Source organism: Streptomyces sp. NBC_01498 (assembly GCF_036327775.1).
Lineage (GTDB): Bacteria > Actinomycetota > Actinomycetes > Streptomycetales > Streptomycetaceae > Streptomyces.
In genome coordinates, this window is record NZ_CP109598.1 from 1408588 (window position 1) to 1435012 (window position 26425).

Genomic DNA, 26425 nt, shown 5'->3' on the forward strand with positions numbered 1-26425 from the left:
ACTGGCCCACTCGGACCGGACCCGCCGGACCCAGACCGAGCAGAGCCGAGGTCCGGGTCGGCTCAGCTCGTGGACTGTTCGACGGGGGCGCCGCCGAGCTGGGACTGGACCTGTGAGGAGAGCAGTTCCAGGTGGTCGAGGTCGTCCAGGTCCAGCATCTGGCAGTAGAGGCGGGACGCCCCGATGGCTCCGTACCGGCCGATCTTGTCGACCACCTCGGCGGGCGAGCCCGCCAGTCCGTTCGCCTTCAGTTCCTCCACCTCCCGTCCGATGGACGCGGCCCTGCGCGCCACCTCCGCGTCGGTCCTTCCCACGCAGGCGACCAGCGCGGTCGAATACACCAGGTCGTCAGCCTTCCGTCCCGCCTTCTCCGCCGCCGCCCGCACCCGGCCGAACTGCCTCTCGCTGTCCTCGATCGACGCGAACGGGATGTTGAACTCGTCCGCGTACTGCGCGGCCAGCCTCGGGGTGCGAGTCGCGCCGTGTCCGCCGATCAGCACCGGGACCTTGGACTGGGCCGGCTTGGGCAGCGCGGGAGAGTCGGTGAGCTGGTAGTGCGTCCCGTCGTACGAGAACGTCTCCCCGGACGGGGTGTTCCACAGCCCGGTCACGATGGCCAGTTGCTCCTCCAGGCGGGCGAACTTCTCCTTGGGGAACGGGATGCCGTACGCCGTGTGCTCCTCCTCGAACCAGCCCGCGCCCAGGCCCAGTTCGACCCGCCCGCCGGACATCTGGTCGACCTGCGCGACCTGGATGGCGAGCACGCCCGGCAGCCGGAAGGTGCCCGCGGTCATGAGGGTGCCGAGCCGGATGTGCTTGGTCTCCCGCGCGAGACCGGCCAGGGTGATCCAGGCGTCGGTGGGGCCGGGAAGACCGTCGGCGGAGCCCATCCGCAGATAGTGGTCGGAGCGGAAGAAGGCGTCGAAGCCGAGGTCTTCCGTGGCCCTGGCGACGGTCAGCAGCGTCTCGTAGCTCGCCCCTTGCTGGGGCTCGGTGAAGATTCGAAGATCCATGCGTCCATCCTGCACCTTCGAGCGGCCGTCGGCCGTGCCTCCTCGCCGGGCCCCGCGCGATCCCCTTGTGTCCCCGTGTTCCGGTCCCCGCGTTCTCGTCGCCTTCGCACCGTCTATTCCCCCGCCTTCTTCTCACCTTGTCGCACCCCCGTTCCTGTCTCTCACTCCCCGTTCATCTCAGCCCCCGTTCATCTCGGCCGCCCGGACCCGCTCGCGCTCGCGTGTCCCTTCCTCTTGGTCAAGTCTTCGCAGCATGCCGAGCACCCGGTCGTTCGACTCGTCGGCCGCGTCGATCGCCTCGATGCACTGCCAGTACAACCCCTCCTCGTCCGTCCCGCAGGCCACCGAGACCAGGGCGATCCCGACCTCGCCGAGGAGCGCGCCGAGCCCGGTCAGGGCGCCGTACGGGTCCATGACCGTCGAGAGCCGCGCCGCCCGTATCCCTCCCGTGCGCAGCGAGGGGTGGTCGGGTGACACGACGCCCCGCGCACCCGTCTCGGCGAGATCCCTTGCCTCCGTCTTCAGCTCCTGCGGTCCGTGCAGGGCCAGTTGGTCTCCGATCGCCTGGGCGAGGGCCTGTGCCTGCCATGCCTCCGCCACGATGTCCAGCGCCGCACCGCTCCGGGCCAGGGCAACCCGGCCGGCCCCGATGAGCCTCTCCGCGTCCATCCGTCGTCCCCGTCTCCGTCTGCCCGACCCGGCCGATCCGGCCGACTCGATCGATCCGAACGATCCGAAGATCCGGACGGTCGGTCCGTCCGCATCCGTCGAACAATCCCCGCCCGTCAGTTCCTGCCGGTCGAACACCCCACCCACTTACTTCATTACCCAGAGTGAGGTACGAGCAACAGAAAGACCAGAGGAATTCGGAAATCTGTGGACAGGAAGCCGGTTGTGGATAACTCGCCCACTCCGCAGAGTGACGAATCAGTCGGAGGTGGACGTCGAGCGGCCGGTGGCGCTCGGTGGGAAACGGTGTTCGTTGCGGTCGATCTTCTCGGACAGCGCGGACAGCGCGTCGACCCCCAACACGTCGCAGAACTGGAGCAGATAGGCCAGTACGTCCGCGACCTCGTCCCGCACCCGGTGCGCCGAGGCGGGGTCCTCCATCACCCGGGCCGCCTGCTCGGGCGTCAACCACTGAAAGATTTCGAGCAGTTCGGACGCCTCGACGCTCAGCGCCGCGGCCAGGTTCTTCGGTGTGTGGTACGGCTCCCACTCGCGGGCCGCCGCGAACTCCACCAGTCTGCGTTGCAGTCCCGCCACATCAAGTTCCGTCACGGACCCAGGTGTACCAGCAAGGCCGGAACCCCGCCGCACCCGTCCTGTCCGCCGTACCCGTCGGGCCGCCGCACCCGTCGGGCCGCCGCAGGGCCGGACCGCCCCGACCCGCAAGGCCGCCGACCCGTCAAGGCCGTCAACGCCGTCAACGCGGCCGGCCCGTCAGGGCTGCTGGACGACCGCCGTGATCCCCTCGACCTCCGTGCCGGCCGGGGCGAGCAGGAAGACGTTGCGGTCCACCCGGTGCATGCCGCAGCCGAGGCCGAAGACGACCCCGCTGCTGAAGTCCAGGATGCGCTTGGCCACGTCGGTGTCGGCCTGCGTCAGATCGAGGAGCACCGGGATCTGCGCGATCAGACGCTCGGCGACATCACGCGCGTCGGCGAAGACCTGTACCCGCAGAACCACGAAACGCCGCTGCTCGGGCGCGTAGTCCTCCCGGACCGCCCGGTGGTCGACGCGTGAGGGCCACTCGTTGCGCCCCCGCAGGGGGACGACCTGAGCCAGGCCCTCCCACTGCTCGTCGGTGGCGTCGTATCTGTCGTAACCGCCGTACCGGCTCACCGGATCGCCCCGCCCGCGCGCTGTGTCGTCATACGGGCCATCCTCCCGCCCCTCACCCGTTCGGCCCAATAGCGACACGGGTCGGACACGGGTGAGTCCGGGAGACGTCCGGCACGCGACCGCTCAAGCGGCGCCCACGTACGCCGACAGGTGCTCGCCGGTCAGGGTGGAGCGGTCGGCGACCAGAGCGGCCGGGGTCCCCTCGAAGACGATCCGCCCGCCGTCGTGACCGGCGCCCGGACCGAGGTCGATGATCCAGTCCGCGTGCGCCATCACCGCCTGGTGGTGCTCGACCACGACGACCGACTTGCCGGAGTCCACGAGCCGGTCGAGCAGACCGAGCAGTTGCTCGACATCGGCGAGGTGGAGCCCCGCCGTCGGCTCGTCCAGGACGTAGACGCCGCCCTTCTCGCCCATGTGCGTGGCCAGCTTGAGCCGCTGCCGTTCACCGCCGGACAGTGTGGTCAGCGGCTGCCCGATGGTGAGATAGCCGAGCCCGACGTCGGCCAGCCGCTCCAGGACCCGGTGCGCGGCCGGGGTGTGCGCCTCGCCGCCGCCGAAGAACTCCTCGGCCTCGGCGACCGACATGGCCAGCACCTCACTGATGTCACGGCCGCCGAGGTGGTGGTCCAGCACCGACGCCAGGAAGCGTTTCCCCTCGCACTCCTCGCACACCGTGGTGACCCCGGCCATGATGCCGAGATCGGTGTAGACGACGCCCGCGCCGTTGCAGTTGGGGCACGCGCCTTCGGAGTTGGCGCTGAACAGCGCCGGCTTCACCCCGTTGGCCTTGGCGAACGCCTTGCGGATCGGCTCCAGCAGACCCGTGTACGTGGCGGGGTTGCTGCGCCGCGACCCGCGGATCGGCTCCTGCCCGACCCACACCACCCCCGCACCACCCGCACCCGCCGCGCCACCAGCACCGCCAGCCCCCGCCGTACCGCCCGCCGCCGACCCCCGCACGGACGAACCCCGCACCAGCGACCCGTGCACCAGCGAGCTCTTCCCGGAGCCCGCGACCCCGGTGACGACGGTGAGCACACCGAGCGGGATGTCCACGTCCACGTCCCGCAGGTTGTGCGTCGCCGCCCCCCGGATCTCCAGGGTGCCGGTGGGTGTCCGCACGGTCTCCTTGAGTACGGCCCGGTCGTCGAAGTGCCGGCCGGTGACCGTGCCGCCCTTCCGCAGCCCGTCGACGGAACCCTCGAAGCAGACGGTGCCGCCCTCCGTACCGGCGCCCGGCCCGAGGTCCACCACGTGGTCGGCGATGGCGATCGTCTCGGGCTTGTGCTCCACGACGAGGACCGTGTTGCCCTTGTCGCGCAGCCGCAGCAGCAGGTCGTTCATCCGGCTGATGTCGTGCGGGTGCAGTCCGATCGTCGGCTCGTCGAAGACGTACGTGACGTCGGTGAGCGAGGAGCCGAGATGCCGGATCATCTTGACGCGCTGCGCCTCGCCGCCGGACAGCGTGCCCGACGCCCGGTCGAGTCCGAGATAGCCGAGCCCGATCTCCACGAACGAGTCGAGTGTCCCGCCCAGCGCCTCCAGCAGCGGGGCGACCGACGGCTCGTCCAGTTCGCGCACCCATTCGGCGAGGTCGCTGATCTGCATCGCGCAGGCGTCGGCGATGCCGATGCCTCTGATCTTCGAGGATCTGGCTGCCTCGCTGAGCCGGGTGCCGTCGCACTCGGGGCAGGTGGTGAAGGTGACCGCCCGGTCCACGAACTCCCGGATGTGGGGCTGCATCGCCTCCCGGTCCTTGGAGAGGAACGACTTCTGGATCTTGGGGATCAGTCCCTCGAACGTGAGGTTCACCCCTTCGACCTTGACCTTGGTGGGCTCCCGGTGAAGGAAGTCCCGCATCTCCTTCTTCGTGAACTTCCGGATCGGTTTGTGCGGGTCGAGCAGTCCCGACTCGGCGTAGACGCGAACCGTGAAGAAGCTGTCGGACTTCCATCCCGGGATGGTGAACGCGCCCTCGGCGAGCGACTTGGTGTCGTCGTAGAGCTGGGTCAGGTCGATGTCGGAGACCGTGCCCCGGCCCTCGCAGCGGGGGCACATGCCGCCCGTACGGCTGAAGGTCGCCTTCACGGTTCTGCGGGCTCCGCGTTCCACCGTGATCGCGCCGCTCGCCCGGACGGAGGCGACGTTGAACGCGAAGGCGGCGGGTGAGCCGATGTGCGGGGTGCCGAGCCGGCTGAAGAGGATGCGCAGCATCGCGTTGGCGTCGGTGGCGGTGCCGACGGTGGAGCGGGGGTCGGAGCCCATCCGCTGCTGATCCACGATGATCGCGGTGGTCAGTCCTTCGAGTACGTCGACCTCGGGCCGTGTCAGGGTGGGCATGAAGCCCTGGACGAAGGTGCTGTACGTCTCGTTGATCAGCCGCTGCGACTCGGCGGCGACGGTGCCGAAGACCAGGGAGCTCTTGCCGGATCCGGAAACTCCGGTGAACACCGTCAGCTGCCGTTTCGGGATCTCGACGCTGACGTCCTTGAGGTTGTTCACCCGCGCGCCGTGCACCCGGATCACCCCGTGGCTCCCGGCGGGCCCCGATGGGGCGGTCCCCGCCGGGGCCCGTGTGCCGCCCGTCCTCGTGCTGCCGCTCATCGTCTCTCCGTCCGTGAGGTGCGCTCCTCCATGCACCTCACGCTAGTGCGGCCGGGTGACGGGCGCTTCTCCGATCCTGCCCGGTGTGCGGAGCGGGCGGCGGGCCCTCCTCAGCTCGCCAGCATCTCCTCCGACACCACCCACAGCCGGGCCGCCGCCTCCGGGTCGAGCGCGTAGTCGGCGACACCCTCCACGGCCGGCGGGACATACGGACCGGCTTCCGCGACGTCCTCGAAGTACCGGCCGCCGACGCCCTCCAGCAGGGGTGAGACGGCGACGAAGACGGAGGTGGCGGCGCCCGCCTCGGGGTCTTCCACCTCGCGCCCTCGGTCATCTTCAGGAACTCGGGGTTCTCGTTCTGGTGCCGCTGGAGATTGGTACGGATTCCGCCCGGCATCAGGGCGTTGACGGTGATCCCGTCGGCGGCCCAGCGCTTGGTGGCCTCGACGGCGAAGAGGATGTTGGCGGTCTTGGACTGGCCGTAGGCCGCGGGGCCGGGGCAGGGCGGGGCCGGGAGGCACCGCCGTACACTTAAACGGAGGAACCTCCGCTCGTCACCCACGCTAATCGGAGGACCCTCCGTTTAGCAAGCGGCCCCGGCCGTGGGCTACGTTCTGGCCGGAACACATACCCGATCGCCGAGCGACGAGGGGCGGAGAACCGCGTGACAGAGAGCGGCGAACGGCCCCTGCGCGCCGACGCGCGGCGCAACCGCGACCTGGTCCTCGCGTCGGCGAGGCGGCTGCTCTCGGAGGGCGGCGGGGGCAGCGGGAACGGCGGCGGGGGCAGTGGCGGGGCGACCCTCGACGCGATCGCCAAGGACGCGGGGGTGGGCATCGGCACGCTGTACCGGCACTTCCCGACCCGCGAGGCCCTGGTCGAAGCGGTCTACCGCAACGAACTGGCGGCCGTCTGCGAAGCCGCCCCCGCGCTCCTCGCCGACCTGCCCCCGGTCGAGGCGGCGCGCGCGTGGATGGACCGCTACATAGACTTCATGATCGCCAAGCACGGCATGGCCGACGCGCTCCGCGCGGTCATCGCCTCCGGCCGGAACCCGTACGCGCAGAGCCGCGACCTGCTCGGCTCGGCGATCAGGCTGCTGCTCGACGCCGGGGCGGCCGACGGAGTCCTCCGTAAGGATGTCGACGCCGACGACGTCCTCATCAGCATCAGCGGCGTGGCCCTCGTGACGGGCGAGCCGAACATGCGCGAGCAGGCGGGCCGCCTGCTCGATCTCCTGCTGGACGGCCTGCGCTACCGGGCCTGACCGCCGGCACGGCCGTCGCCCCGAGGCGCGGTCGCGACATACGCCCGCACCGCACATACGGCCACACCGGCGTGCCGGGCCCCGACCGCCCGCTGACGCCCCACCGCGGCGCGACCGCCTCCACGAGCAGCGGGCCCCGCCCGCGCTCGCCGTCGGCCCCGGCCCCGTCCGGCGTCCGCGCGGGCAGTGCGGAGTGCGTGTCGGACACCTCGATCCGTACGGAGCCCTCGTCGTACGCGAGCCGCAGCGCGAAGTCCCGCCCCCGGACCCGGCCGTGCGGCACCGTGTTGGCGGCCGGCTCCGCGACGACGGGGCAGGCGGCGTCGGACGCCTCGGAGCCGTACGGAACACCCCACGAATCGAGTTGCCGCGCGGTCGGCGTCCGCGCGAGCCGCGCGCCGCGCCGGGTCGTGGACAGCCGCTGGAGGAACACACGCACGGTAATGGCCTCTTGGGCCCGAGTGGATGCCATGGGCCGGGCTTCCGGGCCGGATCGGGCTTTTCACCAGGGACTACGGCCGGTGCATCGCCCCGCCGTACCGATTCATCCTCGGGACCGGCGGAGTAACTACCGGTAATGGCGCACCAGTTGTGCACACGCCACAGCGGCGGAGCGGTGGCGCGAGCGTGCTCGAGCCACCGCCGTCCCGCCCGTGTCGGCGCGGTTTCCGGCCCGGCGCGGGAGCGCCGGGGCGGGAGCGCCGGGGCGGGTGTCACGCGTCGCGCCGGCGCACGGCCCACCAGCCGGCCAGGAGCGAGACCGCCGCCCACAGCAGCGTCACGGCGAGCCCTGCCCAGGGGCCGGGGCCTTCCGGCGGGTCCTGGTACAGGACTTGCTGTCCGGCCCGGTCCGGAAGGTAGGCGGCGGCGCCCCCGGCGATGTCTCCGACCACGAAGGACACGATCAGGATGAACGGGACGAGCAGGCTGATCACCGCGACGGCGCTGCGCAGCAGGAACGTGAGCCCTGCGGCGAACAGGGCCATCGCGGTCAGATAGATCCCGGCGCCGAAGCAGGCCCGCAGCGCGCCCGGTTCGCCGAGGCCGATGGCGTACTCCCCCAGGAACGCCTGGCCCACCAGGAAGGTCGTGAACCCCGCGGCCAGGCCGGCGGCGAGTGCGGCGACGGCCATGACGGCGATCTTGGACGCGTAGAACCGGCTCCGGTGCGGCACGGCCGACAGGGAGACGCGCAGGGCGCCGCCCGTGTATTCGGAGGAGACGGCGGTGGCGCCGAACGAGATCGCCGCGATCTGCGCGAAGTTGATCACGTAGAAGGCGTTGAAGACGGTATCCCCGCCGTTGTCCGCCTCCGCCCGGCCGACGGTGGCGAAAACGAGGAGGGTGATGGCCAGGGTGCTGACGAAGACGGCCAGGAGCGAGCCGTAACTCGCGCGGACCGACCGGATTTTGATCCACTCGGAGTGGAGCAGCGCGGTGACGGGCATGGTCAGACCTCCTGCGGTCCGGTCGGGGACGGGCGGCTCCCGGCGGCGGATTCGGCGGCGGGGTCGGCGTCTGCGGTGGTGTCGGCGGCGTCGGGGTCGGGGTCGGCGGCGAACTCCGTCTCGGCCGTGGTGAGTGCGAAGTAGGCCGCCTCCAACGAGCCGCGTTCGTCGGTGAGTTCGAGGACGGGGATGCCCTCCCGGGCGGCGACGGAGCCGATCTGTTCGGCGGTGGCGTCCTCGACGACCCATCGGCCGCCCTCGTCCTCGGTCACCGTGTGGCCCCGGGCCAGGAGGGTCGCCCGCAGCCGGATGGGGTCACCGCTGCGGACGCGGACGCGTGCCTGGCTGTGCTGTTCGATGAAGTCCTGTGTGGGGGTGTCGGCGAGGAGCCGGCCCCGGCCGAGGACGACGACGTGGTCGGTCAGCGCCGCCGTCTCGTTCATCAGGTGGCTGGAGACCAGGACCGTACGGCCTTCGCCGGCGAGCCGGCGCAGCAGCCCGCGGATCCAGACGATGCCTTCCGGGTCGAGGCCGTTGGTGGGCTCGTCCAGCATGAGGACGGGCGGATCGCCGAGCAGCGCGGCGGCGATGCCGAGCCGCTGGCGCATGCCGAGCGAGAAGGTACCGATGCGGCGCCGGGCCACGGCGGTGAGACCGGCTTCCTGGAGGACGTCGTCCACCCGGTGGGCCGACAGGCCGTTGCTGACGGCGAGGAAGCGCAGATGGTCGCGGGCGGTGCGGGAACCGTGGGCGGCCTGTGCGTCGAGCAGGGCGCCGACCGTGCGCAGGGGTTCGCGAAGTGTGGTGTAGGGGCGGCCTCCGACGGTGGCGGTGCCGGAGGTGGGGCGGTCGAGGCCGAGGACGAGGCGCATGGTGGTGGACTTGCCGGCGCCGTTGGGGCCGAGGAATCCGGTGACCCGGCCGGGTCCGATGCGGCACGTCAGCCGGTCCACGGCGCGGGTGGCTCCGTACTCCTTGGTGAGCCGGGTGAGCTCGATGCTGGTCATGTGTCCCAGCGTGGCCGGGACGGGGCGGGCGGGGATCCCCCGCCGGTGGATGGCCGCTCCCCCGCACGGGGGAGCCGTCGGCGCCGGCGCTCTGCCACGATGACGGCATGCCGGGCCTTCTGCTGTCGCTGACGTACGCGGTGACCTACACGCGCTGGCTGCATCTGCTGGTGGGGGCGATCGTGCCGTTCGCCTGCGCGTTGGTCTATCCGGGGCTGATCGATCCGTCGCCGGCGGACTGGCTGCTGATCGCGGTCCTTCCGGTGCCGCTGGCCCTGATCGCCGCCCTGGTGCCGTCGGTCCGCCGTTCGGAAGGGCTTCAGGCGCGGCTGATGCTGTTCCCCGGTCCTTACGCGCGCGGGCGGACCGGGGAGGACCCGGGTGTGTCCACCGTCTCCTCCGCCTCGTGGAGCGACCGGGCCAGAACCGGTGTCTGGCTGGTCCTGCGTCTCGAAACAGGGCTGGTCATCGCCCTGTTGACCCGTGAGCTGTGGACGCTCGCGCTGTCGTTGGCCGGGGCCGCCGCCGGGGATCCCGATGTCGCCGATCCGTTCCTGCGCGTCCCGGCCACGGGATGGGGTTACGGCCTGCTGGCACCGGTGCCCGTGCTGGTGCTGATCGTGGTGACCGCCGGGACGGGAGCGCTCATGGCGCGGGCGGCCCGCCGGCTCCTGGGGCCGTCGGTCAGGGAGCGCCTGTCCGAACTGGAGAAGCGCGCCGAGCGGTTGCTGGAACGCGACCACATCGCGCGGGAGTTGCACGACAGCCTGGGCCACGCGCTGACTCTGGCGGTGGTGCAGGCGGGTGCCGCCCGGACGGCGGGCGACCCGCAGTTCACCGACCGGGCGCTGGAGGCCATCGAGGAGACGGGGCGGGCCGCGCTGGAGGATCTGGACAGGGTGCTGCTGGTGCTGCGCGAGTCGGGGCGGCCGGCCGCCGCCCGGCCGACTCTCGGTGACGCGGGCCGGCTGCTGGATTCCGCGCGCTCCTCGGGGGCGCGGGTGGACGCGGAGGTGACGGGGCCGGTGGAGCTGGTCCCGGCGGCGGTCTCCCGTGAGGCGTACCGGATGCTCCAGGAGGGGCTCACCAATGTGCTGCGGCACGCGGGTCCCGTGCCGGTCGGGATGCGTATCGCCGTGGAGAAGGCGTGGCTGCGCCTGGAGATACGCAATCCGCTGCCCGGCACGGCCCCGGTGGCGGGCACGGGCGGTGGTCGCGGGCTGCGCGGTATCCGTGAGCGGGCCGCGCTGCTCGGCGGCGAGGCACGGGCGGGGCGGGACGGCGGGCAGTGGCTGCTGCGCGTCGATCTGCCGCTGCGGTGACCGGGGGACCGTCGTCCCGGCCGGGCCCCGGGCGCGCGTTGATCGCGCGCTGTTCACGGCCGTGATCGGTACGCCTACGCTGACGGTATGGCGCTCACCGTTCTCCTGGTCGACGACGAGCCGCTCGTACGGGTCGGCCTGCGCGCGGTGCTGGAGGCGCAGCCGGACATCACCGTGGTGGGTGAGGCCGCCGACGGGGCGGCGGTGATTCCTCTGGTACGGGAACTGGCCCCCGATGTCGTCCTCATGGATGTGCGTATGCCGCTGATGGACGGCATCGAGGCGACCCGGGCGGTGCTGCGGACGGTCCCGGACCCGCCGAGGATCGTGGTGGTGACGACCTTCGAGAACGACGAGTACGTGTACGGGGCGCTGCGCGCGGGCGCCGGGGGTTTCCTGCTGAAGCGGGCCCGGCCGGCGGAGATCGTGCACGCGGTGCGGCTGGTGGCCGAGGGTGATTCGCTGCTGTTCCCGGCGGCGGTGCGGGAGTTGGCGGCTTCGTACGGGAGGGGTCCCGGCAGTGCCGAGGCGCGGACCGTCATGGAGCGTGCCGCGCTGACGGAGCGGGAGGCGGACGTGCTGCGGCTGATGGCGCGGGGCCTGTCGAACGCGGAGATCGCGGCCCGGCTGGTGGTGGGGACGGAGACCGTCAAGTCGCATGTGAGTTCCGTCCTGGCGAAACTCGGCGCGCGGGACCGGACGCAGGCGGTCATCGCGGCGTACGAGTCGGGCTTCGTCCGGCCCGGCTGAGTGCCCGTCCGAGGACCCGGCGGCAGACCCGGCTGAGGGCGCGGCGGCGGATCGGGTGGTGACCGGGGGCGGCACCGGGGGTCCGGGCGACGGGATCCGCTGAGCCGGACCACCGGGGCGGCCGTACGCTGAGGGCGTGGTCATCGAACAGGACGTGAAGCTGAACGACGGGCGCATCCTGCGGACGTACGACACCGAGGGCGGGGCGGGTGACGGGCCGGTCGTGGTCTGGCATCACGGGTCGCCGCAGACCGGGGCGCCGTTGGAGCCGCTGCTGACCGCCGCCGAGGAGCGGGGTGTCCGGCTGGTGACGTACGGGCGGCCCGGTTACGGCGGGTCGAGTCCGCTGCCGGGGCGGAACGTGGCGGCGGCGGGCGAGGACGTGGCGCGGATCGCCGACGCGCTCGGGGTCGGGGCGTTCGGGGTGATGGGGGCTTCCGGTGGGGGTCCGCACGCGCTGGCGTGCGCCGCGGCGCTGCCGGACCGGGTGACGGGGGTGGTGTGTCTGGCGGGCATCGCCCCGTACACCACGGAGTTCGACTGGTACGCGGGCATGGTGGCGCCGGGTGGTCTGCGGGCCGCAGCCGACGGGCGGGAGGCGCGTGAACTGTACGCGGAGGCCGACGAGTTCGACCCCGCCAGCTTCACCGCCGCCGACTTCGCCGCACTGGCGGGCACCTGGAAGTCGCTGGGCGCCGACGCGATGAAGGCGGGTCAGGAGGGGCCGGGCGGGCTGATCGACGACGACGTCGCGTTCGCCACCGTGTGGGGGTTCGATCTGGCGGAGGTGTCGGCGCCCGTACTGCTGGTACAGGGCGGCGACGACCGGGTCGTGCCGCCCGCGCACGCCGAGTGGATGCGCGCCGGTCTGCCCCGGGCCGAGCTGTGGGTACGCCCCGAGGACGGGCATGTCTCGGTCCTCGACGCGTGCCCGGCGGCGCTGGACTGGCTGGCCGGACAGGACGCACCCCTTTCATAATCTTGCAGTTATATAACCCTGGGGGTATATTCGAGGCATGCCCCTCCCCTTTGACGTGCTCGCGGAGCCGAGCAGGCGCAAGATCCTGGATCTGCTCCTGGAACGTCCGCATCTGGTCGGCGAGCTGACCGACCGGCTCGGACTCAGCCAGCCCGGCACCTCCCGGCATCTGCGGGTGCTGAGGGACGCCGGGCTGGTGCGGGTCCGGCAGGACGCGCAGCGCCGCTGGTACGAGCTGGCGCCGGAACCACTGGCGGAACTCGACGCCTGGCTCGCGCACTACCGGCATCTGTGGACCGGCCGTCTCGACGCGCTCGAACGGCATCTCGACACGACGGAGAGCGACTCCCCATGACCACGGACCCCGGGAGCCCGAGCGGCCCCGACGACGAAGGATTCCCCGCCGCCCTGTCCGACGCGGACGACGGGCGGACCGCGCTGCGCATGGAGCGCCGGCTGGCGCATCCGCCGCAGCGGGTGTGGGACGCGATCACCCGGCCCGCGCAGCTGGCGCGGTGGTTCCCGTCGGAGGTGAGTGTGGAACTGCGGCCGGGCGGCGAGATCGGCTTCCACTTCCCCGGCGACCCCGGCCCCGGTCCGGCGATGACGGGGCGGGTCACCGACGCCGACGAACCGCGTCTCTTCGCCTTCACCTGGGGCGAGGACCATCTGCGCTGGGAGATCGCGCCGGACGGGGCGAACGGCTCGGTGCTCACGCTCGTCCACACCTTCGGCGACCGGTTCGGCGCGGCGAGCTTCGCGTCCGGCTGGCAGGTGTGTGTCACCGCGCTGGCCCAGGTGCTGGCCGGCGGGCCCGTCGATGCCGCGCGGGACACGAGCGGCGCGCTGCACGAGGCGTATCTGGCGCGGTTCGGCGAGTTGACGCGGGGAGGGGTGGAGGAGACGGCGGAGGGCGGTACGCGCCTCCGGCTGGAGCGTCAGCTCGTACGGCCCGCCGGGGCGGTGTGGGACCGGCTGACCGGTGGCGCCGAGCCGTCGGCGGGCGGGCCGGTGCCCCCGGGCTTCACCGTGGGCACGGTCCCGGCGGGGCCGGTCACGGAGGTCAGGACGTCGGAACTCCTCGCGTACGCCTGGTGTGCCGGGGGCGAGGTCCGCTGGGAGCTGGGCGCCGGGACCGGGCACGGGCCCCGGCTGGTCCTCACCCAGACCGGGCCGCGCGACGGTTTCGACGCGGCGGAAGCGCTGGCGGCGTGGCGGGCGCGGGTGGCGGAACTGGCGGCGGAACTGGCCGGGGCGCCGTAACGACCAAGGCACCTGGCAGCGGAGCCGTCACGGCTGTTCATCACTCCATCGAGTGATGGTCACCGGGAAAAATCTCCCTCGGTCACTAATGTGATGCGGATCTACGCACCGAGAGACGGGGGATGTCCGTGTCCGATCCGATGAGCGTCCCGGCCATGACGGGGGCCGGGACCGTCGTGGCCGCGATGGCCACCCCCGCCTGGGAGGGGACGCGGGAGCGGGTCGTGGACGTGTTCCGGCGGCGGGACGTACAGCGCGCGGCCGTCATGGACGCGCAGTTGCGCGCCGACGCCGAGCTGGTCCAGGGGGCGGGTGACGACATGGAGGGCGTGCGCGACGATCTCGTACGCCCCTGGTCGCGTCGGCTCGCCGCGCTGCTGCGGGACCACCCCGAGGCCGCCGGGGATCTGCGTGCCCTGGTGGACGAGGCCGCCGCCGCGCGCCGTACGGAGCGGAGTGGGGCGCGGCAGGTCACCGCGTAGGCGGGTGGAGTGCGGGCGTGGACGGCCCGTGTGCGCGACCGGCCGGTGATCCGACGACGCGTCAACCGGGCGGCGGGGTACGGCGAACGGCACTGCCGGGCACGGGGGGCCCGGCAGTGCCGTCGGTCGAGCGGCGCCGGTCAGGGGGCACCGCTCACGAGGACGCCGCTCACGAGGGCGCCGGTGGGAGCCGGTGTGGGGGCGCCGGTCAGTACGGGCCGTTGACGTTGTCGATCGAGCCGTAGCGGTCGGCCGCGTAGTTGCACGCGGCGGTGATGTTGGCGACCGGGTCGTACGGGTCGGTCGACGTGCCGGACACGTGGTACGCCTGGAACGTCGGGTCGATGACCTGGAGCAGGCCCTTCGACGGGGTGCCGGCGGCGGCGTTGGAGTCCCAGTTGTTGATGGCCCGGGGGTTGCCGGAGGACTCGCGGATGATGTTGCGGTGGATGCCGTCGTACGAGCCGGGTATGCCGTGCTGCGCCATGACGTCCAGCGCTTCCCGGATCCAGCCGTCGAGGTCGTTGGTGTAGCTCTTGGCGACCGTCTCGATGGCGTCGGTGGTGGCCGCCGGGGTGTTCCCGGTCGCGGAGGACGTGCCGCTCGGGGCCTTGGGGGCCTTGGGGGCGGATACGGGCTTGCCCGAGAGCTTCAGCTTGAGGCCGGGGTGGATCAGCGACGGGTTGTCGCCGATGGCGGGCCGGTTGGTCTTGTACAGGGCCTTCCAGCCGCCGCTCACCGAACGGTCGCGCGCGATCTTGGACAGCGACTCGCCCTTGACCACGACGTGGATCACCCGGTGCGAGGCGGCGTGGACCGCCGCCGGGGCCGCCGTGATGTGCTGCGGCGCGGGCGTGGCGCCCGCCGTCGTGGCGGTGATCAGGGGCAGTGCGAGAGCGGCGCCGCCCGTGCCGAGGGCGACGAGCCGGCGGGCGAGCGGACTGGTGCGGGAATTGCGGCGGTGCTTACCCTCTGCGGGCATGACGAAGTCCTCTCCGTCGCCTGCGAGGTGAGCTGTCGGGTTCGGGCGGGAGTTGCCCGGCCGCGCGAGTGGCGCGGCTTCACCCCGAGCCGGTCCGGAGTTTTCCGGATCGGCGACTTACCTGGGTCCCCCGCTCCTGCCGTACGTGAAGTGGGTGGATGCGGTTTCCGGACGGCGGCAGGATTCGGCGTTCCGCCCGGAATGACGAGAACGTAAGCGAGAACATCCGGGCGAAACAAGTCCTGAATTCACGGCGTCATGCCATTCATGCGTCCGCCGGGCGGAAATTGGAATTCCCGCCCGGCGGTTCATCGCCCAACTTTCCTTTCCCACGCGGACGGTGGGCGGCCGGGCCGTTCGCACACTCGGCCGCGCTTGTGACGGACATCACGGCATTTCAGCGCAACCATGCGACCCCTCCCACCCAGAAAGGGACAAGTCATCCGCTGAATACCCATAACGCCCTATCCGCAAAGCGGACAAATTACCGCTTTCCACCGGCCGTGGATGAGGAGGAGTTCCGCCCGGCGGCGGGCCCGCCGGTGATCACGAAGCTGGATCCCGGCTCGATCAGGACGTCTCCCTCGGCCGAGTCGGTGATCGTCACGCCGGTCAGCGTCGCGCTGCCGCGGGCGCCGCCCATCGCCAGGATTCCGGCGCCGTTGTTGGACTTGGCGATGGTCACGCCGCTGATCTCGACGTCCGGCACAGCACCACCGCCGTTCTTGAACTGGATGCCGTCGTAGGTGGAGTCGAGGATCTCGGTGTCCCTGATCTTCACCCCGGTGATGTCCCGGCTCGCCGGGAAGAGGGTGATGGCGCCGAACTCCTGGTCCTCGTTCCAGAAGGCACCGCCCGTGCGGTGCAGGGCGTTCCCGGTGAGCAGGGTCTCGCCGGAGAACGGCAGCGGATCGTGGTCGGTCGCCAGCATGATGCCCGGGTAATTGGCCGTGTCGGCGATCAGGTTGTTCCGCACGGTGTTTCCGTAACCGCCGTAGATCGCGACTCCGTTGGCCCGCCAGGGCAGCTGAACGGTGTTGTCGGAGAACACGTTGTCGTGGGCGACGTCCACGGCCGGGTCCTTCACGTACTGATTGGCCCAGACGGCGAGCGAATCGTCACCGGTGGTGCGGAAGGACGAGTTGTCCACCGTCGAATTCCGCGTTCCGTTGGTGAAGTTGATCCCGTCCGCATAGGTGTTGCGGATACGCATTCCGCTGAATTCAAGACCGTCGGCCGGGCCCCAGAGCGCGGGGATGTTGGCGTAGTCGCGGCCGACCCAGACACCCACGTTGGCGTGTTCGATCCACACGTTGGATATCTTGGTGTTCTTGCCGAAGCGCCCGTTGAGGCCGACTCCGCCCTCGGCTCCCCCGCCGCCCCGGATACGGCCGGAGCCGAAGATGGCGAGGTCGGATATCTGGGTGTTGTCGTCGATGTCGAAGCCGAAGTTGCCCTCGTGCGGGTGGTTGATGCCGCCCGCGTTCTGCGGCTCGGTCAGCGTGTAGAGCTGGGAGTGCCACATGCCCGCGCCCCGGACGGAGACGTTCTTGATGCCGATCTGGTTGAACTGCCCCTGGTTGTCGGGGTCGTCGGTCAGGATCTTCTGTTCCTGACGCCACTGGCCCGGCGGGATCCAGACACAGGGGATGTCGCCGTTCTGGTCGGCGGTGACCGCGTCCTGGAGTGCCTCGGTGTCGTCGCCGCCGTCGTCGGGGACCGCTCCGTACTCGGTGATCGAGACGCACTCGGCCGGCTTGGCGGCCGGGGGCGCGACCTCTTCCAGGTCGATCAGGTCCACGATGTAGAAGGGCGCCGTGTCGTCGGCGTCTCGCTGGAGCTTGAACGTGGTGCCCGCCGGATACGTCGTGGACAGCAGCGAGTTGGCCTCGTCGAACAGTCTGCGGGCGTCCGCCTGGGGCGTGTTGGTCAGCGACTCGGGGTCGTCCGTGTCGCCGTACAGCCAGCTGTGCCTGGACGACAGGTCCAGTTTCTGCACGAAGACGCCGTCGGCGTAGAGGCTGATCGTGGCGTCGATGCCGCCGCCGCCCGGGGCGTCGGGGATCGAGTTGCGCACCACGATCGAGTTCGCGGCGTTGGTGGAGGTGAACTCCACGAACTGGCCCTCGCCGTCGAGCCGTACCGACGCGCGGCCGGACGACTCGCTGGCGAAGTTGGTGTGCCCGAAGGTGCGTTCCGGGTCCGCCTCCAGCAACGTGCCGTCGTAGTCGCCGGCTTCGGCCTCGTACTCGGTGTACGGGAGGGCGGCTCCGCGCGCGGCGGACGGGCGTGCCGAGGTGGCGGCGGACGGCGCGGACGCCTCGGGCGCGTCGGCGGGGGTGGCGGCGGACGCCGCGGGCAGGAGCCCGACGACCAGCAGTCCGGTCATGGACATGCCAGCGATGAGGCGTCGTCGGAGGTACTTCGACTTCATGGGGTCCTCTGTTTCGGTGGGGTCGACAGAGTGAGGGACGCCGGTCCGTGGTGGGGGTGGACGGGCGACTGCGCGGATCGATCGGGGCGGACAAACAGGATGGAACGCCCGCTGCGATCCGTCCTGATCTTGCAAGGCAACCGCAATTAATTGAGCTTCGCCGTTCGAGTCCTGCGATCAGGCAGTGAGAGTTTTCAAGCATGTCACCGGTTTGTCAACAGCCCGCGCCAGAGAGCGACCGGGCGGACCGGCGCCCGCACCCCGCGTCCCGCGCCGCCACGAGTGATGATGGAACTATGGCGAATCCGACAATCCTCACCGTCGACGACGATCCCGCCGTGTCGCGGGCCGTCGCCCGCGACATCCGCCGCCACTACGGGGAGAGCTACCGCGTCGTGCGCGCGGTGTCGGGCGACGAGGCCCTGGAGGCCCTGCGGGAGATCAAGCTGCGCGGGGACCAGCTCGCGATCATGCTCGCGGACTACCGGATGCCCCGGATGAACGGCCTGGAGTTCCTCGAAGCCGCCATGGACCTCTTCCCGCTCGCCCGCCGGGTGCTGCTCACCGCGTACGCGGACACCGAGGCCGCGATCGACGCCATCAACGTCGTGGACCTCGACCACTACCTGCTCAAGCCGTGGAGCCCCCCGGAGCAGAACCTCTACCCGGTGATCGACTCGCTCCTGGAACTGTGGCTGGCCACCCCCGACCCGGTCGCCACCGAGACCCGGGTGGTCGGCCACCGCTGGTCGGCGCCGTCCTTCGCGGTACGCGACTTCCTCGCCCGCAACCTCGTGCCGTTCCGGTGGCTGCTCTCCGACGAACCGGAGGGCGACCGGCTGCTCACCGCCGCCGGGCTCACCCGGGCGGACGTGCCCATGGTCGTCACCTCCGACGGCAAGACACTGGTCTGCCCCACCGAACGGGAACTCGCCGACCACGTCGGGCTCAGCACCGTACCGGCCGCCGACTTCTACGACCTGGTGGTCGTCGGCGGCGGCCCCGCCGGGCTCGGCGCGGCCGTGTACGGGGCCTCCGAAGGGCTCCGTACGCTGCTGGTGGAGCAGCAGGCCACCGGCGGGCAGGCCGGCCAGAGCAGCCGGATCGAGAACTATCTGGGCTTCCCCGACGGTGTGTCCGGCCGGCAGCTGACCGAGCGGGCCCGCCGCCAGGCGCTCAAGTTCGGGGCCGAGATCCTCAGCACCCAGCGCGCCGTCGCGCTCGACGCGGCGGGCTCCGGCCGGGTGCTGCGCCTGGGCGAGGCCAGCTCCGTCACCGCCCACACCGTGGTCCTCGCCACCGGGGTGTCCTACCGGCGGCTCGGCGCGGCGGGCGTCGAGGAGTTCACCGGCACCGGCGTCTTCTACGGGTCCACCGTCACCGAGGCGGTCAACTGCTCCGACGAGGACGTCTACATCGTCGGCGGCGCCAACTCGGCGGGGCAGGCGGCGGTGTACTTCTCCCGCTACGCCCGCCGGGTCCACGTACTGATCCGCCAGGGCGACCTCACCCGGTCCATGTCGAGTTATCTGATCGACCAGCTCAACGGCATCGACCACATCGAGATCCATCCCTGGACCGAGGTGACCGGCGCCGAGGGCGACGGCCACCTCCAGAGCCTGACCCTGCGCGACGGCCGGAGCGGCGAGAGCAGAAGCGTCCCGACGTCCTGGCTGTTCGTCTTCATCGGCGCCGAGCCGCACACGGACTGGCTGGACGGGGCGGTCACCCGTGACGCGCACGGCTTCGTGATGACCGGGACGGACCTCCTGACGAGCGGGCAGCGCCCGGCGGACTGGCGGCTGCCCCGCGACCCCTACCACCTGGAGACGAACATTCCGGGCGTCTTCGCCGCCGGCGACGTGCGCGCCGCTTCGGTCAAACGCGTCGCGTCGGCCGTCGGCGAGGGCGCGATGGCCGTCTCCCTGGTGCACCGATACCTGGAGGCACAGTGACCAGCACCCCCGCGGAGATCCCGGCGGAGGACCGGCTGACGCCGGACGAGTTGCGCACCCTGTTCCTGTTCGAGGACCTCAGCCCCGACCAGCTCGACTGGCTGGCCGCGCGCGGCCGGATCGACCGGCGGACGGCCGGCGAGGTGGTGTACCGCGAGGGCGCGCCCGCCACCTGCTTCTTCATCCTGCTCACCGGCGCCCTCTCGCTCCACCGGGTGCTGCACGGCGACGACGTCGAGGTCAACCGGACCGACCAGCGGGGCGTCTACAGCGGCGCCACACGCTCGTACCTGGGCGACCGGGTCGAACAGACGTACCCGCACACGCTGCGCGCGGTCAGCGACGCCGAGTTCTACGTCCTGTCGGCCGACGAGTTCGCGCACGCGATCCGCACCTGGTTCCCGATGGCGCTGCATCTGCTGGAGGGCCTGTTCTTCGGTACGCGGGCGGCCAACGCGATCGTCAGCGAGCGGGAACGGCTGATGGCGCTGGCGTCGCTGTCCGCCGGTCTCACCCATGAGCTGAACAATCCCGCGGCGGCGGCGCTGCGGGCCACCGCCGGGCTGCGCGAGCGGGTCACCGGAATGCGGCACAAACTCGCCATGATCGCCGACGGCCGGGTGGACGGCGCCGGGCTGCACCGGCTGGTGGGGCTCCAGGACGACGCCGTGAAGCGGGCGGCCCGGGGCGTCAGCCTGACGGCGATGGAGGCGGCCGACGCCGAGGACACCGTCAGCGACTGGCTGGACGAGCACCAGGTCTCCGGGGCGTGGGACCTGGCGCCGTCGCTGGTGGCGGCGGGGGTCGGGGTCGACTGGCTGGCCGGGGCGGCGCGGTCGGTCGGCGCCGAGCACCTGGAGGCGGCGGTGCGCTGGATCACGTACACCATCGACACCGAGCTGATGATGGGCGAGATCGACGACTCCGTGGAACGGATCTCGGAGCTGGTGGGCGCGGCCCGGCAGTACTCCCAGCTCGACCGCACACCGCTCCAGACCGTCGACGTGCACGCGCTGCTCGACGCCACGCTGACCATGCTCCAGGCGAAGATCCCGGAGAAGGTGCGGGTCGTCCGGGAGTACGACCGGGACGTGCCGTCGATCTCCGCGTACGGCGCGGAGCTGAACCAGGTGTGGACGAATCTGATCGTCAACGCCCTGGACGCGATGCCCGACGGCGGCACGCTGACGCTGCGCACCTGGCGGGAGGACGAGCGGCTCGTGGTGGAGGTGGGCGACACGGGGGTGGGGATCGCGAAGGACGTACGGCCCCGGATCTTCGAGCCGTTCTTCACCACCAAGCAGGTCGGTGAGGGAACAGGCCTGGGGCTCGACATCTCGTACCGCATCGTCGTCAACAAGCACCACGGCGATCTGCGCGTCACCTCGCAGCCGGGGGACACCCGGTTCCAGGTGTGCCTGCCGATCGACCAGGAGGCGGCCGGGTCGGAGGCGCGCGGTACGGAGGCGGTCAGCCCAGCAACTGATGGGTGAAGCACCAGCGCCAGTTCTCGCCGGGCTCCAGGGACCGCATGACCGGGTGGCCGGTCTGCGCGAAGTGCTCACTCGCGTGCTTGAGGGGCGAGCTGTCGCAGCAGCCCACATGACCGCAGGTGAGACAGAGCCGCAGATGCACCCAGTCCCGGCGGTCGAGAGCGACGCAGTCGGAGCATTCGTCGGTGGGCGAGAGGGGCGCCACGTCAGCGGTCGCGTCGGCGAGATCCGTACATGTACCCATGGTTCGAGCGTACTGCGGGGTGCGGGGGGTGGCGCGGCGGAGCGGGGGGCGCCGGGTGGTCCGGGGCCGGGTCGATCCCCGCACAACTTCTACAGTGTTGTAGATTTTCATGGGTCCGGACGGACAGGCATCTCGGGCATCCGTCGCGTGTCCGTCCCGCACCCCGCGCGCGTCCGGCGCGTACCCATCGAGCACAGGAGAAGATCGTGGGAGTTTCCCTCTCCAAAGGCGGCAACGTTTCGCTCAGCAAGGAGGCCCCGGGCCTGACCGCCGTGCTCGTCGGCCTCGGCTGGGACGTACGCAGCACGACCGGCGCGGACTTCGACCTCGACGCGAGCGCGCTGCTGGTGAACGGCGCCGGCAAGGTGCCGTCCGACCAGCACTTCATCTTCTACAACAACCTCAAGAGCCCCGACGGTTCGGTCGAGCACACGGGCGACAACCTGACCGGTGAGGGCGAGGGCGACGACGAGACGGTGAAGGTCAACCTCGCCGGGGTGCCCGCCGACGTCGACAAGATCGTCTTCCCGGTCTCGATCCACGAGGCGGAGTCGCGCGGCCAGAGCTTCGGCCAGGTGCGCAACGCCTTCATCCGCGTGGTGAACCAGGACGGCGGCGCCGAACTCGCCCGTTACGACCTGAGCGAGGACGCCTCCACCGAGACCGCCATGGTCTTCGGTGAGCTGTACCGCAACGGTGCCGAGTGGAAGTTCCGCGCCGTCGGCCAGGGTTACGCCTCGGGTCTCGCCGGCATCGCCACCGACTTCGGCGTCGGGGTCTGACGACCTCCCGACCACCTCTCCCGGCATACGCGACGCCGGATCCGGGGCCCGTCCACGGGCTTCTCGGGTCCGGCGTTCCTGTTTGTCCCGGCGGTGCCGGCTGTCCTGTGCACATGCGCCGGAGCCGGCGGCCCCGACCGGGCGCTCCGGGCCCGCGCCCTGAAGGCGCGGACCCGGACGACGGCCGGAACGACGTACTCCGTCACGCACGGACCGGTCAGAAATAGTGCTTCCGGCCACCGACCGCCCGACCGGTGGCGCCGAGGAGCCACAGAATCGCGCCGATCAGAACGAGCACACCACCAATGGTCGTGAGCAGGGACACACCGACCAGAAGGCCGATGACAAGCAGGATGAGTCCAAGAAGAATCATGGTGTTCCCAATCTTCAGGGTCGGTTCGGTACGGCCACGCCCGTGAGGGGGACGCGGCCTTCTTGCCCGGACACGCCTTGCGGGCGGGCCGGGCGAACCATCCGTGACGACCGCCCGTCGGCGGCGCCGGTTCGTTCCGTACGCACCGTGTACCCCCCTCTCAGCGGTGAAACCTGGTGGGACCATCGACTCCTGGTGGGTGCCGTACCTTCGTCCGCATGACGCTTCAACATCCCGCGGACCGTGGTGGCGACAAGCCCGGCCGGTTTGCCCGCCTGGCGGAGTACACCTCCAACTTCACCAGCTCACCCGCGTTCTTCGGGATCTGCATGATCCTCGTCGGCGTCGTCATCGGCGCGCACTTCGCGAAGCTCGACGTGACCTGGCTGCTGCTGGCCGGCGAGTCGATGACCGCCGTGACGCTGCTGCTGCTCGCCCTGCTGAAGAACTCCGAGCGGCGCGCGGAGTACGCGATCCAGCGGAAACTGGACGCCATAGCCGCCGCGCTCCTCGAAACGCAGGAGGGCAATCAGGGCGAGGCCCTGCGCGACCTCCGGAAGGCGATAGAGATCGAGGACAACAGCTGAGGGGCCCCGCCGCCAGCCGCCCGAGCGTCGCGGCATACGGAAAAGCAGGAGCGCGGGGCGCGGGAGTCACCGAGGCACCGAAGCCTCCGGAGCGACGGCCGTTCCGTTCCGGGCGGCCGGTGGACCTGGGGCCCGGCCGCCCGGGACGGGGTGTACGCGGAACTCTCAGCCCCGGTAGGGGTTGCGCAGATACGTCAGGCTCAGGTCGCCCGTGTTGTCGAAGTACTGGGAGATCAGATAGGCGGGGTCGGTCGCGATCGCGCCCGCCTGGAGGTCGCCGCCGTCGGTCTTGTCGTCCCACGACCAGGGCGCGCGCGCCGAGTTGTCCTTGCCGTTGTCACCGCGGAAAGCACCCCACGAGGCGTACGTCTCCGTGTTGTTCCGCCGGCCCCAGAGGCTGTCGGCGGTGGTGAGGTCGGTCAGTCCGTACCGCGCGTCGCGGTCGTTGCCGCCGGTCGGGACCGAACCTCCGGTGCGGCTCGGCCGGTAGACGATCCCGTCGCCGCCGGGGAAGCCGCCGCCGTCCCAGGCGTACGCGCCGTGGCCGCGCGCCTCCTGGAAGCTCGTCGGGTGCGGGGCGCCGTCGTGGTCCTGCATGACCACGGAGCCGTCTATGTTCTCCCGGCCGTCGGTGAAGGGGCTGCCGGGCGGGACGTACGAGTAGAAGTTGTCGTGCGCGAGCGTCACGACGGCCTGGAGGGTGCCGTACTCGCTGCCGTCCTTGCGGACGACCTCCAGCTGGCCCTCCATGTCGTTCTCGTGCGAGAAGAGGTTCAGCGGGTGGTCCTTCCAGTCCCGGGGGTGGAAGAACGCGTAGGTGAGGTACCAGTGCGTCGGGGTCTCGGCCACGGAGTAGTACGCGTTGCCGGTCAGCCCCGCCGTGTGGGCGTCGAGGTTGTCCCAGTTGTTGAGGGCGTTCCAGTCGCCGTCGTAGTCGACCGGGGCCAGGTAGTCGGCGGTGTAGTAGTTCGCCGAGCTGTCCTGGTAGTGCACGGGCGCCCAGCGGTAGGCGAGATCGGCGTCACTGGGGGCGGCCTGCGCGGGCGGCGCGAGGAGCAGGGTGGCGGCGCCCACGAAACCGGCCAGGAGGGGGGCCAGGGCGGATCTCCAACGAGGCATGACGGTCCTTCGGTAGGGGGTCGGAGTGGCGACTCCCCATGATCGGGACCGGTTGGCACTGCCGCAAAGCGTGGTCAATGAATGTTCAGCGGTCGGGTACGACTGTTCATCCGGAGGATCGGGAACGTACGCAAGTTCCCCCCAATCCAGCGCGCTTGGCCCTCCTGACGAGGCCCACGCGCCCGTCGGTCGGGCGGGGCCCGCCGCACGGTCCGGTCCTCACACCTCCTCCCCGTACGCCTCCTCCGCGCTGAACAGCGCCTCGGTGATCATGCGGGTGGCGAAGTCGCGGTCCTCGGTGAGGCGGTTGATGTGCTCCGCGAGGAGAAACGCGGTGACCTCCAGGGCGGTCAGCTCCTCCGGGGTCCAGAACCCGTACTGCTTGCGCCACAGGCTCGGGCTCAGGCCGGTGCCCGCGGCGACGACCAGACCGGCCATGGTGGGGATGACCTCGGGGCGCATGCTCTTGGGCATCCTCCGCATCGTGGCCACGAGGCTGGCGACCACATTTTCGAGGGGGTCCTTGTCGTGGTCCTCGTAGGCCATGCGCAGCCACTGCATGAACATGAAGATGAGCGTGCACACACCGTCGATCATGTCGCGGGCGCCCTTGGGGCCCAGGGACGCGGCGAACTGGTCGACCAGCGCCTTCTGTTCGGCGTCGGTCTCGGTCTTGCCGTCGTAGACGCTCTTGAGCCGCGAGTCGATCATCATGAGGGCGCCGCCCACATCACCGGCGGGCGCGTCCCCGGGGTCACAGGACGATGGCACAGGAATTCCTCCTCGACTGACAGCAGTGAGTAGCGCGATGCCTCCGTAGAGTAGACGTCAGATGCGGCGGCCGTCCGCCGAATCCCGGCCAAAGACCCCTCCGGGCGCCCGAGTTGACGCCTGGGGAGCACCACGAGCCGATGCCCGCGCCCGGCGCTCGCGTGCGACGGACGCGTCGACCACAACGGACGTGTCGACGCGCTCTGTTGACATGGGGGAGGCCGTCAGCGGCGCCGTGAGTGCGGCGGCTGTCAGGGCCAGGGCGGCATCCCTCTCCGCTAACGGGTACGTCTGGTCACGACATGCTCCAGGAGTTCGATGTGGTCGGACAGCCTGTCCAGCCCGGCTCGGCGCTCGCCGAGGCGAAGCTCGCTCTCGTACTCGGCGATGGCGTGCGCGCCGTAGGCGTCCACAACCGCGACGTAGACCCAATAGGCCGTGCCCGGTGAGGAATTCAGCCCGGCGGGAATGTCCTCGCATTTCCATGTCGTGAACGACGTGGCTCTCGACACCGTGCACGGCTCACCGGGAATGAAGTACACATCCTCGGCCGGGTCCCGCACGACCGCCCACAGGGCATGCGAATCGGGCAGCCCGTTCACCATCCCGGAAATCCTCAAGGTCGCCCCGAGTCCGGAACCGTCCTCCTGGTCGATATCCACGGTGGGCTGTGGATTTCCCCCGAAAGGCGGTGGCCACGGTGGTGGGCCGGGCGGTCTGTTGTCGTCACGGCCCATGTTCTTGCCGCCGTGCCGTCCCGGGCCGTCCGTTCCGGAGACAAGAATGGTCCCCAGAACACCGATGACGGCGACGACAACGGCCACCACCCCGTTGGCGGCGATCGGATTCCTTTCCCACCAGGAAGTCCGTGCGGCGGGCGCACCGCCGGCGCTCCCCGCACTCTCGCCTCCCGCTCCCCCTTCACCGCTCATGTCCGCTCCCTTCCTCCGCCGCGCGCACCGCCTCGGATTACGAGAACGGAGCCCGATCGGAAAGAGACACGAACTCGCGCGAGAACCATCCGTTCAGGGAGCGCCAGGGTGGGGACCGTTACCGACGACGTACGCCCGCGCGCAAAGCGCGGATTTTCATCACGGCCGCCGACGCGGCGCCGCCCCCCGATGTGGCAGGGGCGGCGCCATGAACCCCAGGTGGACCGACGGTCGGTCGGTGCCGCCGGAACCCCTGGCCGGGGAGACCTCTAGCAGGGGCGGATGTAGTGGACCGGTGTCCACGAGGCGGTGCCGCTGTCCTTGGCCACGTTGGACCACCGCTCGCTGCCGTTGGAGTTGTAGAACCGGGCGCGGGTTCCGGAGGTCTGGTTGTTGTTGAACTCGCCGTTGCCCACACCGCTGAACGAGTAGTACCCGCACTGGTAGTAGTCGTAGTACCGGTTGTTGCCGTCCCGAATACAGAGATGGCCGTTCGCGCAGGAAATCGCGGCGGTGTTCGCGGCGGCCCTGCCCGGCAGGGTGACCGTGCCGCCCGGGATTCTCAGGGTGTCGGCGTCGACCTGTTTCGCGGCCGGGTCGGCGGCCTTGTACGCCGCCACGTTCCTCTGGAGTTCGGTATCGCCGGTGGGCGCGGCGGAGGCACTGGTGACGGCCAGCGAGCCCAGCATCAGCGCCATGGCCGCCGTGGTGGTGGCGACGTTACGTGAGATCTTCATTGCTCCTCTTTTCCTGTCGTAGGAATTTCCCGA

The 26425-nt window shown here is 70.9% G+C and carries 27 protein-coding genes, 1 pseudogene and 1 riboswitch; of the genes and pseudogenes, 11 read left to right on the plus strand and 17 right to left on the minus strand.

Annotation, left to right across the window (positions count from 1 at the left end):
- Nucleotides 1-62 precede the first annotated feature (62 nt).
- The 7 genes and pseudogenes from OG875_RS05820 to OG875_RS05850 all read right to left on the minus strand — a co-directional run.
- Complete coding sequence (locus OG875_RS05820) at nt 63-1013, minus strand: LLM class F420-dependent oxidoreductase (RefSeq protein WP_330173159.1); 951 nt, start codon at nt 1011-1013, stop codon at nt 63-65.
- Between the two features lie 177 nt (nt 1014-1190).
- Entirely contained in the window at nt 1191-1682 is a 492-nt protein-coding gene (locus tag OG875_RS05825; protein WP_330173160.1) for a DUF6099 family protein, read from the minus strand.
- A 258-nt stretch (nt 1683-1940) separates the two neighbouring features.
- Nucleotides 1941-2294 (minus strand): nucleotide pyrophosphohydrolase, encoded by a 354-nt coding sequence (locus tag OG875_RS05830; RefSeq protein WP_330173161.1) that lies wholly within the window; start codon nt 2292-2294, stop codon nt 1941-1943.
- A gap of 162 nt (nt 2295-2456) precedes the next feature.
- On the minus strand, nt 2457-2858 hold the full coding sequence (locus OG875_RS05835) for a cell division protein SepF (RefSeq protein ID WP_330173162.1): 402 nt from the start codon (nt 2856-2858) through the stop codon (nt 2457-2459).
- Nucleotides 2859-2981: 123 nt separating this feature from the next.
- Nucleotides 2982-5465, minus strand: a complete 2484-nt coding sequence (locus OG875_RS05840; RefSeq protein WP_330173163.1) for an excinuclease ABC subunit UvrA — start codon at nt 5463-5465, stop codon at nt 2982-2984.
- A 110-nt stretch (nt 5466-5575) separates the two neighbouring features.
- Entirely contained in the window at nt 5576-5782 is a 207-nt protein-coding gene (locus tag OG875_RS05845; RefSeq protein ID WP_330177964.1) for a hypothetical protein, read from the minus strand.
- Nucleotides 5783-5874: 92 nt separating this feature from the next.
- Nucleotides 5875-6027: pseudogene (locus OG875_RS05850) on the minus strand (hypothetical protein); the annotation flags it as partial.
- 102 nt (nt 6028-6129) lie between these two features.
- Here OG875_RS05850 and OG875_RS05855 point away from each other — a divergent pair.
- A complete protein-coding gene (locus tag OG875_RS05855) occupies nt 6130-6732 on the plus strand; it encodes a TetR/AcrR family transcriptional regulator (protein WP_330173164.1) in 603 nt (200 codons plus the stop codon).
- Nucleotides 6733-7445: 713 nt separating this feature from the next.
- Here OG875_RS05855 and OG875_RS05860 read toward each other — a convergent pair.
- A complete protein-coding gene (locus tag OG875_RS05860) occupies nt 7446-8180 on the minus strand; it encodes an ABC transporter permease (RefSeq protein WP_330173165.1) in 735 nt (244 codons plus the stop codon).
- A 2-nt stretch (nt 8181-8182) separates the two neighbouring features.
- The gene (locus OG875_RS05865) at nt 8183-9187 is read right to left on the minus strand and encodes an ABC transporter ATP-binding protein (RefSeq protein WP_330173166.1); all 1005 of its coding nucleotides are present in this window, start codon (nt 9185-9187) and stop codon (nt 8183-8185) included.
- Between the two features lie 107 nt (nt 9188-9294).
- Here OG875_RS05865 and OG875_RS05870 point away from each other — a divergent pair, with 107 nt between their 5' ends.
- The 6 genes from OG875_RS05870 to OG875_RS05895 all read left to right on the plus strand — a co-directional run bounded on the left by OG875_RS05870 (nt 9295) and on the right by OG875_RS05895 (nt 13983).
- Nucleotides 9295-10509 carry a sensor histidine kinase gene (locus OG875_RS05870; protein ID WP_330173167.1) on the plus strand — a complete coding sequence of 405 codons (1215 nt, stop codon included), beginning with the start codon at nt 9295-9297 and terminating at the stop codon, nt 10507-10509.
- An 87-nt stretch (nt 10510-10596) separates the two neighbouring features.
- Nucleotides 10597-11259, plus strand: a complete 663-nt coding sequence (locus OG875_RS05875) for a response regulator transcription factor (RefSeq protein WP_330173168.1) — start codon at nt 10597-10599, stop codon at nt 11257-11259.
- Nucleotides 11260-11395: 136 nt separating this feature from the next.
- A complete protein-coding gene (locus OG875_RS05880) occupies nt 11396-12238 on the plus strand; it encodes an alpha/beta fold hydrolase (RefSeq protein ID WP_330173169.1) in 843 nt (280 codons plus the stop codon).
- Between the two features lie 37 nt (nt 12239-12275).
- Nucleotides 12276-12593, plus strand: a complete 318-nt coding sequence (locus OG875_RS05885; protein WP_330173170.1) for an ArsR/SmtB family transcription factor — start codon at nt 12276-12278, stop codon at nt 12591-12593.
- Nucleotides 12590-13501: an SRPBCC family protein gene (locus tag OG875_RS05890; RefSeq protein ID WP_330173171.1), complete on the plus strand. Its 912-nt coding sequence runs from the start codon at nt 12590-12592 to the stop codon at nt 13499-13501. Before OG875_RS05885 ends, OG875_RS05890 begins: the two co-directional genes overlap by 4 nt.
- Nucleotides 13502-13656: 155 nt before the next feature.
- Nucleotides 13657-13983 (plus strand): hypothetical protein, encoded by a 327-nt coding sequence (locus OG875_RS05895; RefSeq protein WP_330173172.1) that lies wholly within the window; start codon nt 13657-13659, stop codon nt 13981-13983.
- Between the two features lie 208 nt (nt 13984-14191).
- Here the strand turns inward: OG875_RS05895 and OG875_RS05900 are convergent, their stop codons facing one another.
- Together OG875_RS05900 and OG875_RS05905 are read right to left on the minus strand one after the other, a co-directional pair.
- Nucleotides 14192-14965 (minus strand): LysM peptidoglycan-binding domain-containing protein, encoded by a 774-nt coding sequence (locus OG875_RS05900; RefSeq protein ID WP_330173173.1) that lies wholly within the window; start codon nt 14963-14965, stop codon nt 14192-14194.
- Nucleotides 14966-14969: 4 nt separating this feature from the next.
- Nucleotides 14970-15132, minus strand: a riboswitch (cyclic di-AMP (ydaO/yuaA leader).
- Nucleotides 15133-15449: 317 nt separating this feature from the next.
- Complete coding sequence (locus OG875_RS05905) at nt 15450-17399, minus strand: right-handed parallel beta-helix repeat-containing protein (RefSeq protein WP_330173174.1); 1950 nt, start codon at nt 17397-17399, stop codon at nt 15450-15452.
- Between the two features lie 296 nt (nt 17400-17695).
- On the opposite strand from OG875_RS05905, the gene OG875_RS05910 reads away from it, so the two are divergent.
- Together OG875_RS05910 and OG875_RS05915 are read left to right on the plus strand one after the other, a co-directional pair.
- Entirely contained in the window at nt 17696-19354 is a 1659-nt protein-coding gene (locus OG875_RS05910; RefSeq protein WP_330173175.1) for an FAD-dependent oxidoreductase, read from the plus strand.
- Complete coding sequence (locus OG875_RS05915) at nt 19351-20847, plus strand: ATP-binding protein (protein ID WP_330173176.1); 1497 nt, start codon at nt 19351-19353, stop codon at nt 20845-20847. The genes OG875_RS05910 and OG875_RS05915 overlap by 4 nt, the downstream gene beginning before the upstream one ends.
- Here the strand turns inward: OG875_RS05915 and OG875_RS05920 are convergent.
- Nucleotides 20825-21091, minus strand: coding sequence for a UBP-type zinc finger domain-containing protein (locus tag OG875_RS05920; RefSeq protein WP_330173177.1), 267 nt, complete (start codon nt 21089-21091; stop codon nt 20825-20827). The genes OG875_RS05915 and OG875_RS05920 overlap by 23 nt on opposite strands.
- Nucleotides 21092-21297: 206 nt before the next feature.
- On the opposite strand from OG875_RS05920, the gene OG875_RS05925 reads away from it, so the two are divergent.
- On the plus strand, nt 21298-21873 hold the full coding sequence (locus OG875_RS05925) for a TerD family protein (protein WP_330173178.1): 576 nt from the start codon (nt 21298-21300) through the stop codon (nt 21871-21873).
- Nucleotides 21874-22090: 217 nt separating this feature from the next.
- Here OG875_RS05925 and OG875_RS05930 read toward each other — a convergent pair whose 3' ends face one another.
- A complete protein-coding gene (locus OG875_RS05930) occupies nt 22091-22246 on the minus strand; it encodes a hypothetical protein (RefSeq protein WP_330173179.1) in 156 nt (51 codons plus the stop codon).
- Between the two features lie 218 nt (nt 22247-22464).
- Between OG875_RS05930 and OG875_RS05935 the strand changes: the two genes are divergently transcribed.
- A complete protein-coding gene (locus tag OG875_RS05935; protein ID WP_330173180.1) occupies nt 22465-22833 on the plus strand; it encodes a low affinity iron permease family protein in 369 nt (122 codons plus the stop codon).
- 165 nt (nt 22834-22998) lie between these two features.
- Here OG875_RS05935 and OG875_RS05940 read toward each other — a convergent pair whose 3' ends face one another.
- From OG875_RS05940 to OG875_RS05955, 4 genes are all read right to left on the minus strand, one after another.
- Nucleotides 22999-23952: a hypothetical protein gene (locus OG875_RS05940; RefSeq protein WP_330173181.1), complete on the minus strand. Its 954-nt coding sequence runs from the start codon at nt 23950-23952 to the stop codon at nt 22999-23001.
- 219 nt (nt 23953-24171) lie between these two features.
- Nucleotides 24172-24723, minus strand: coding sequence for a hypothetical protein (locus OG875_RS05945; protein WP_330173182.1), 552 nt, complete (start codon nt 24721-24723; stop codon nt 24172-24174).
- Between the two features lie 278 nt (nt 24724-25001).
- Entirely contained in the window at nt 25002-25655 is a 654-nt protein-coding gene (locus OG875_RS05950) for a hypothetical protein (protein WP_330173183.1), read from the minus strand.
- A 269-nt stretch (nt 25656-25924) separates the two neighbouring features.
- Entirely contained in the window at nt 25925-26392 is a 468-nt protein-coding gene (locus OG875_RS05955) for a hypothetical protein (RefSeq protein ID WP_330173184.1), read from the minus strand.
- Between the last annotated feature and the right edge of the window lie 33 nt (nt 26393-26425).

Coding starts and splice junctions, on each gene's coding strand:
- OG875_RS05820 (WP_330173159.1), bottom strand. CDS start 1,013: ATGGATCTTCGAATCTTCACCGAGCCCCAGCAAGGGGCGAGCTACGAG.
- OG875_RS05825 (WP_330173160.1), bottom strand. CDS start 1,682: ATGGACGCGGAGAGGCTCATCGGGGCCGGCCGGGTTGCCCTGGCCCGG.
- OG875_RS05840 (WP_330173163.1), bottom strand. CDS start 5,465: ATGAGCGGCAGCACGAGGACGGGCGGCACACGGGCCCCGGCGGGGACC.
- OG875_RS05860 (WP_330173165.1), bottom strand. CDS start 8,180: ATGCCCGTCACCGCGCTGCTCCACTCCGAGTGGATCAAAATCCGGTCG.
- OG875_RS05865 (WP_330173166.1), bottom strand. CDS start 9,187: ATGACCAGCATCGAGCTCACCCGGCTCACCAAGGAGTACGGAGCCACC.
- OG875_RS05870 (WP_330173167.1), top strand. CDS start 9,295: ATGCCGGGCCTTCTGCTGTCGCTGACGTACGCGGTGACCTACACGCGC.
- OG875_RS05875 (WP_330173168.1), top strand. CDS start 10,597: ATGGCGCTCACCGTTCTCCTGGTCGACGACGAGCCGCTCGTACGGGTC.
- OG875_RS05885 (WP_330173170.1), top strand. CDS start 12,276: ATGCCCCTCCCCTTTGACGTGCTCGCGGAGCCGAGCAGGCGCAAGATC.
- OG875_RS05890 (WP_330173171.1), top strand. CDS start 12,590: ATGACCACGGACCCCGGGAGCCCGAGCGGCCCCGACGACGAAGGATTC.
- OG875_RS05895 (WP_330173172.1), top strand. CDS start 13,657: ATGACGGGGGCCGGGACCGTCGTGGCCGCGATGGCCACCCCCGCCTGG.
- OG875_RS05900 (WP_330173173.1), bottom strand. CDS start 14,965: ATGCCCGCAGAGGGTAAGCACCGCCGCAATTCCCGCACCAGTCCGCTC.
- OG875_RS05905 (WP_330173174.1), bottom strand. CDS start 17,399: ATGAAGTCGAAGTACCTCCGACGACGCCTCATCGCTGGCATGTCCATG.
- OG875_RS05910 (WP_330173175.1), top strand. CDS start 17,696: ATGGCGAATCCGACAATCCTCACCGTCGACGACGATCCCGCCGTGTCG.
- OG875_RS05920 (WP_330173177.1), bottom strand. CDS start 21,091: ATGGGTACATGTACGGATCTCGCCGACGCGACCGCTGACGTGGCGCCC.
- OG875_RS05930 (WP_330173179.1), bottom strand. CDS start 22,246: ATGATTCTTCTTGGACTCATCCTGCTTGTCATCGGCCTTCTGGTCGGT.
- OG875_RS05935 (WP_330173180.1), top strand. CDS start 22,465: ATGACGCTTCAACATCCCGCGGACCGTGGTGGCGACAAGCCCGGCCGG.
- OG875_RS05940 (WP_330173181.1), bottom strand. CDS start 23,952: ATGCCTCGTTGGAGATCCGCCCTGGCCCCCCTCCTGGCCGGTTTCGTG.
- OG875_RS05950 (WP_330173183.1), bottom strand. CDS start 25,655: ATGAGCGGTGAAGGGGGAGCGGGAGGCGAGAGTGCGGGGAGCGCCGGC.
- OG875_RS05955 (WP_330173184.1), bottom strand. CDS start 26,392: ATGAAGATCTCACGTAACGTCGCCACCACCACGGCGGCCATGGCGCTG.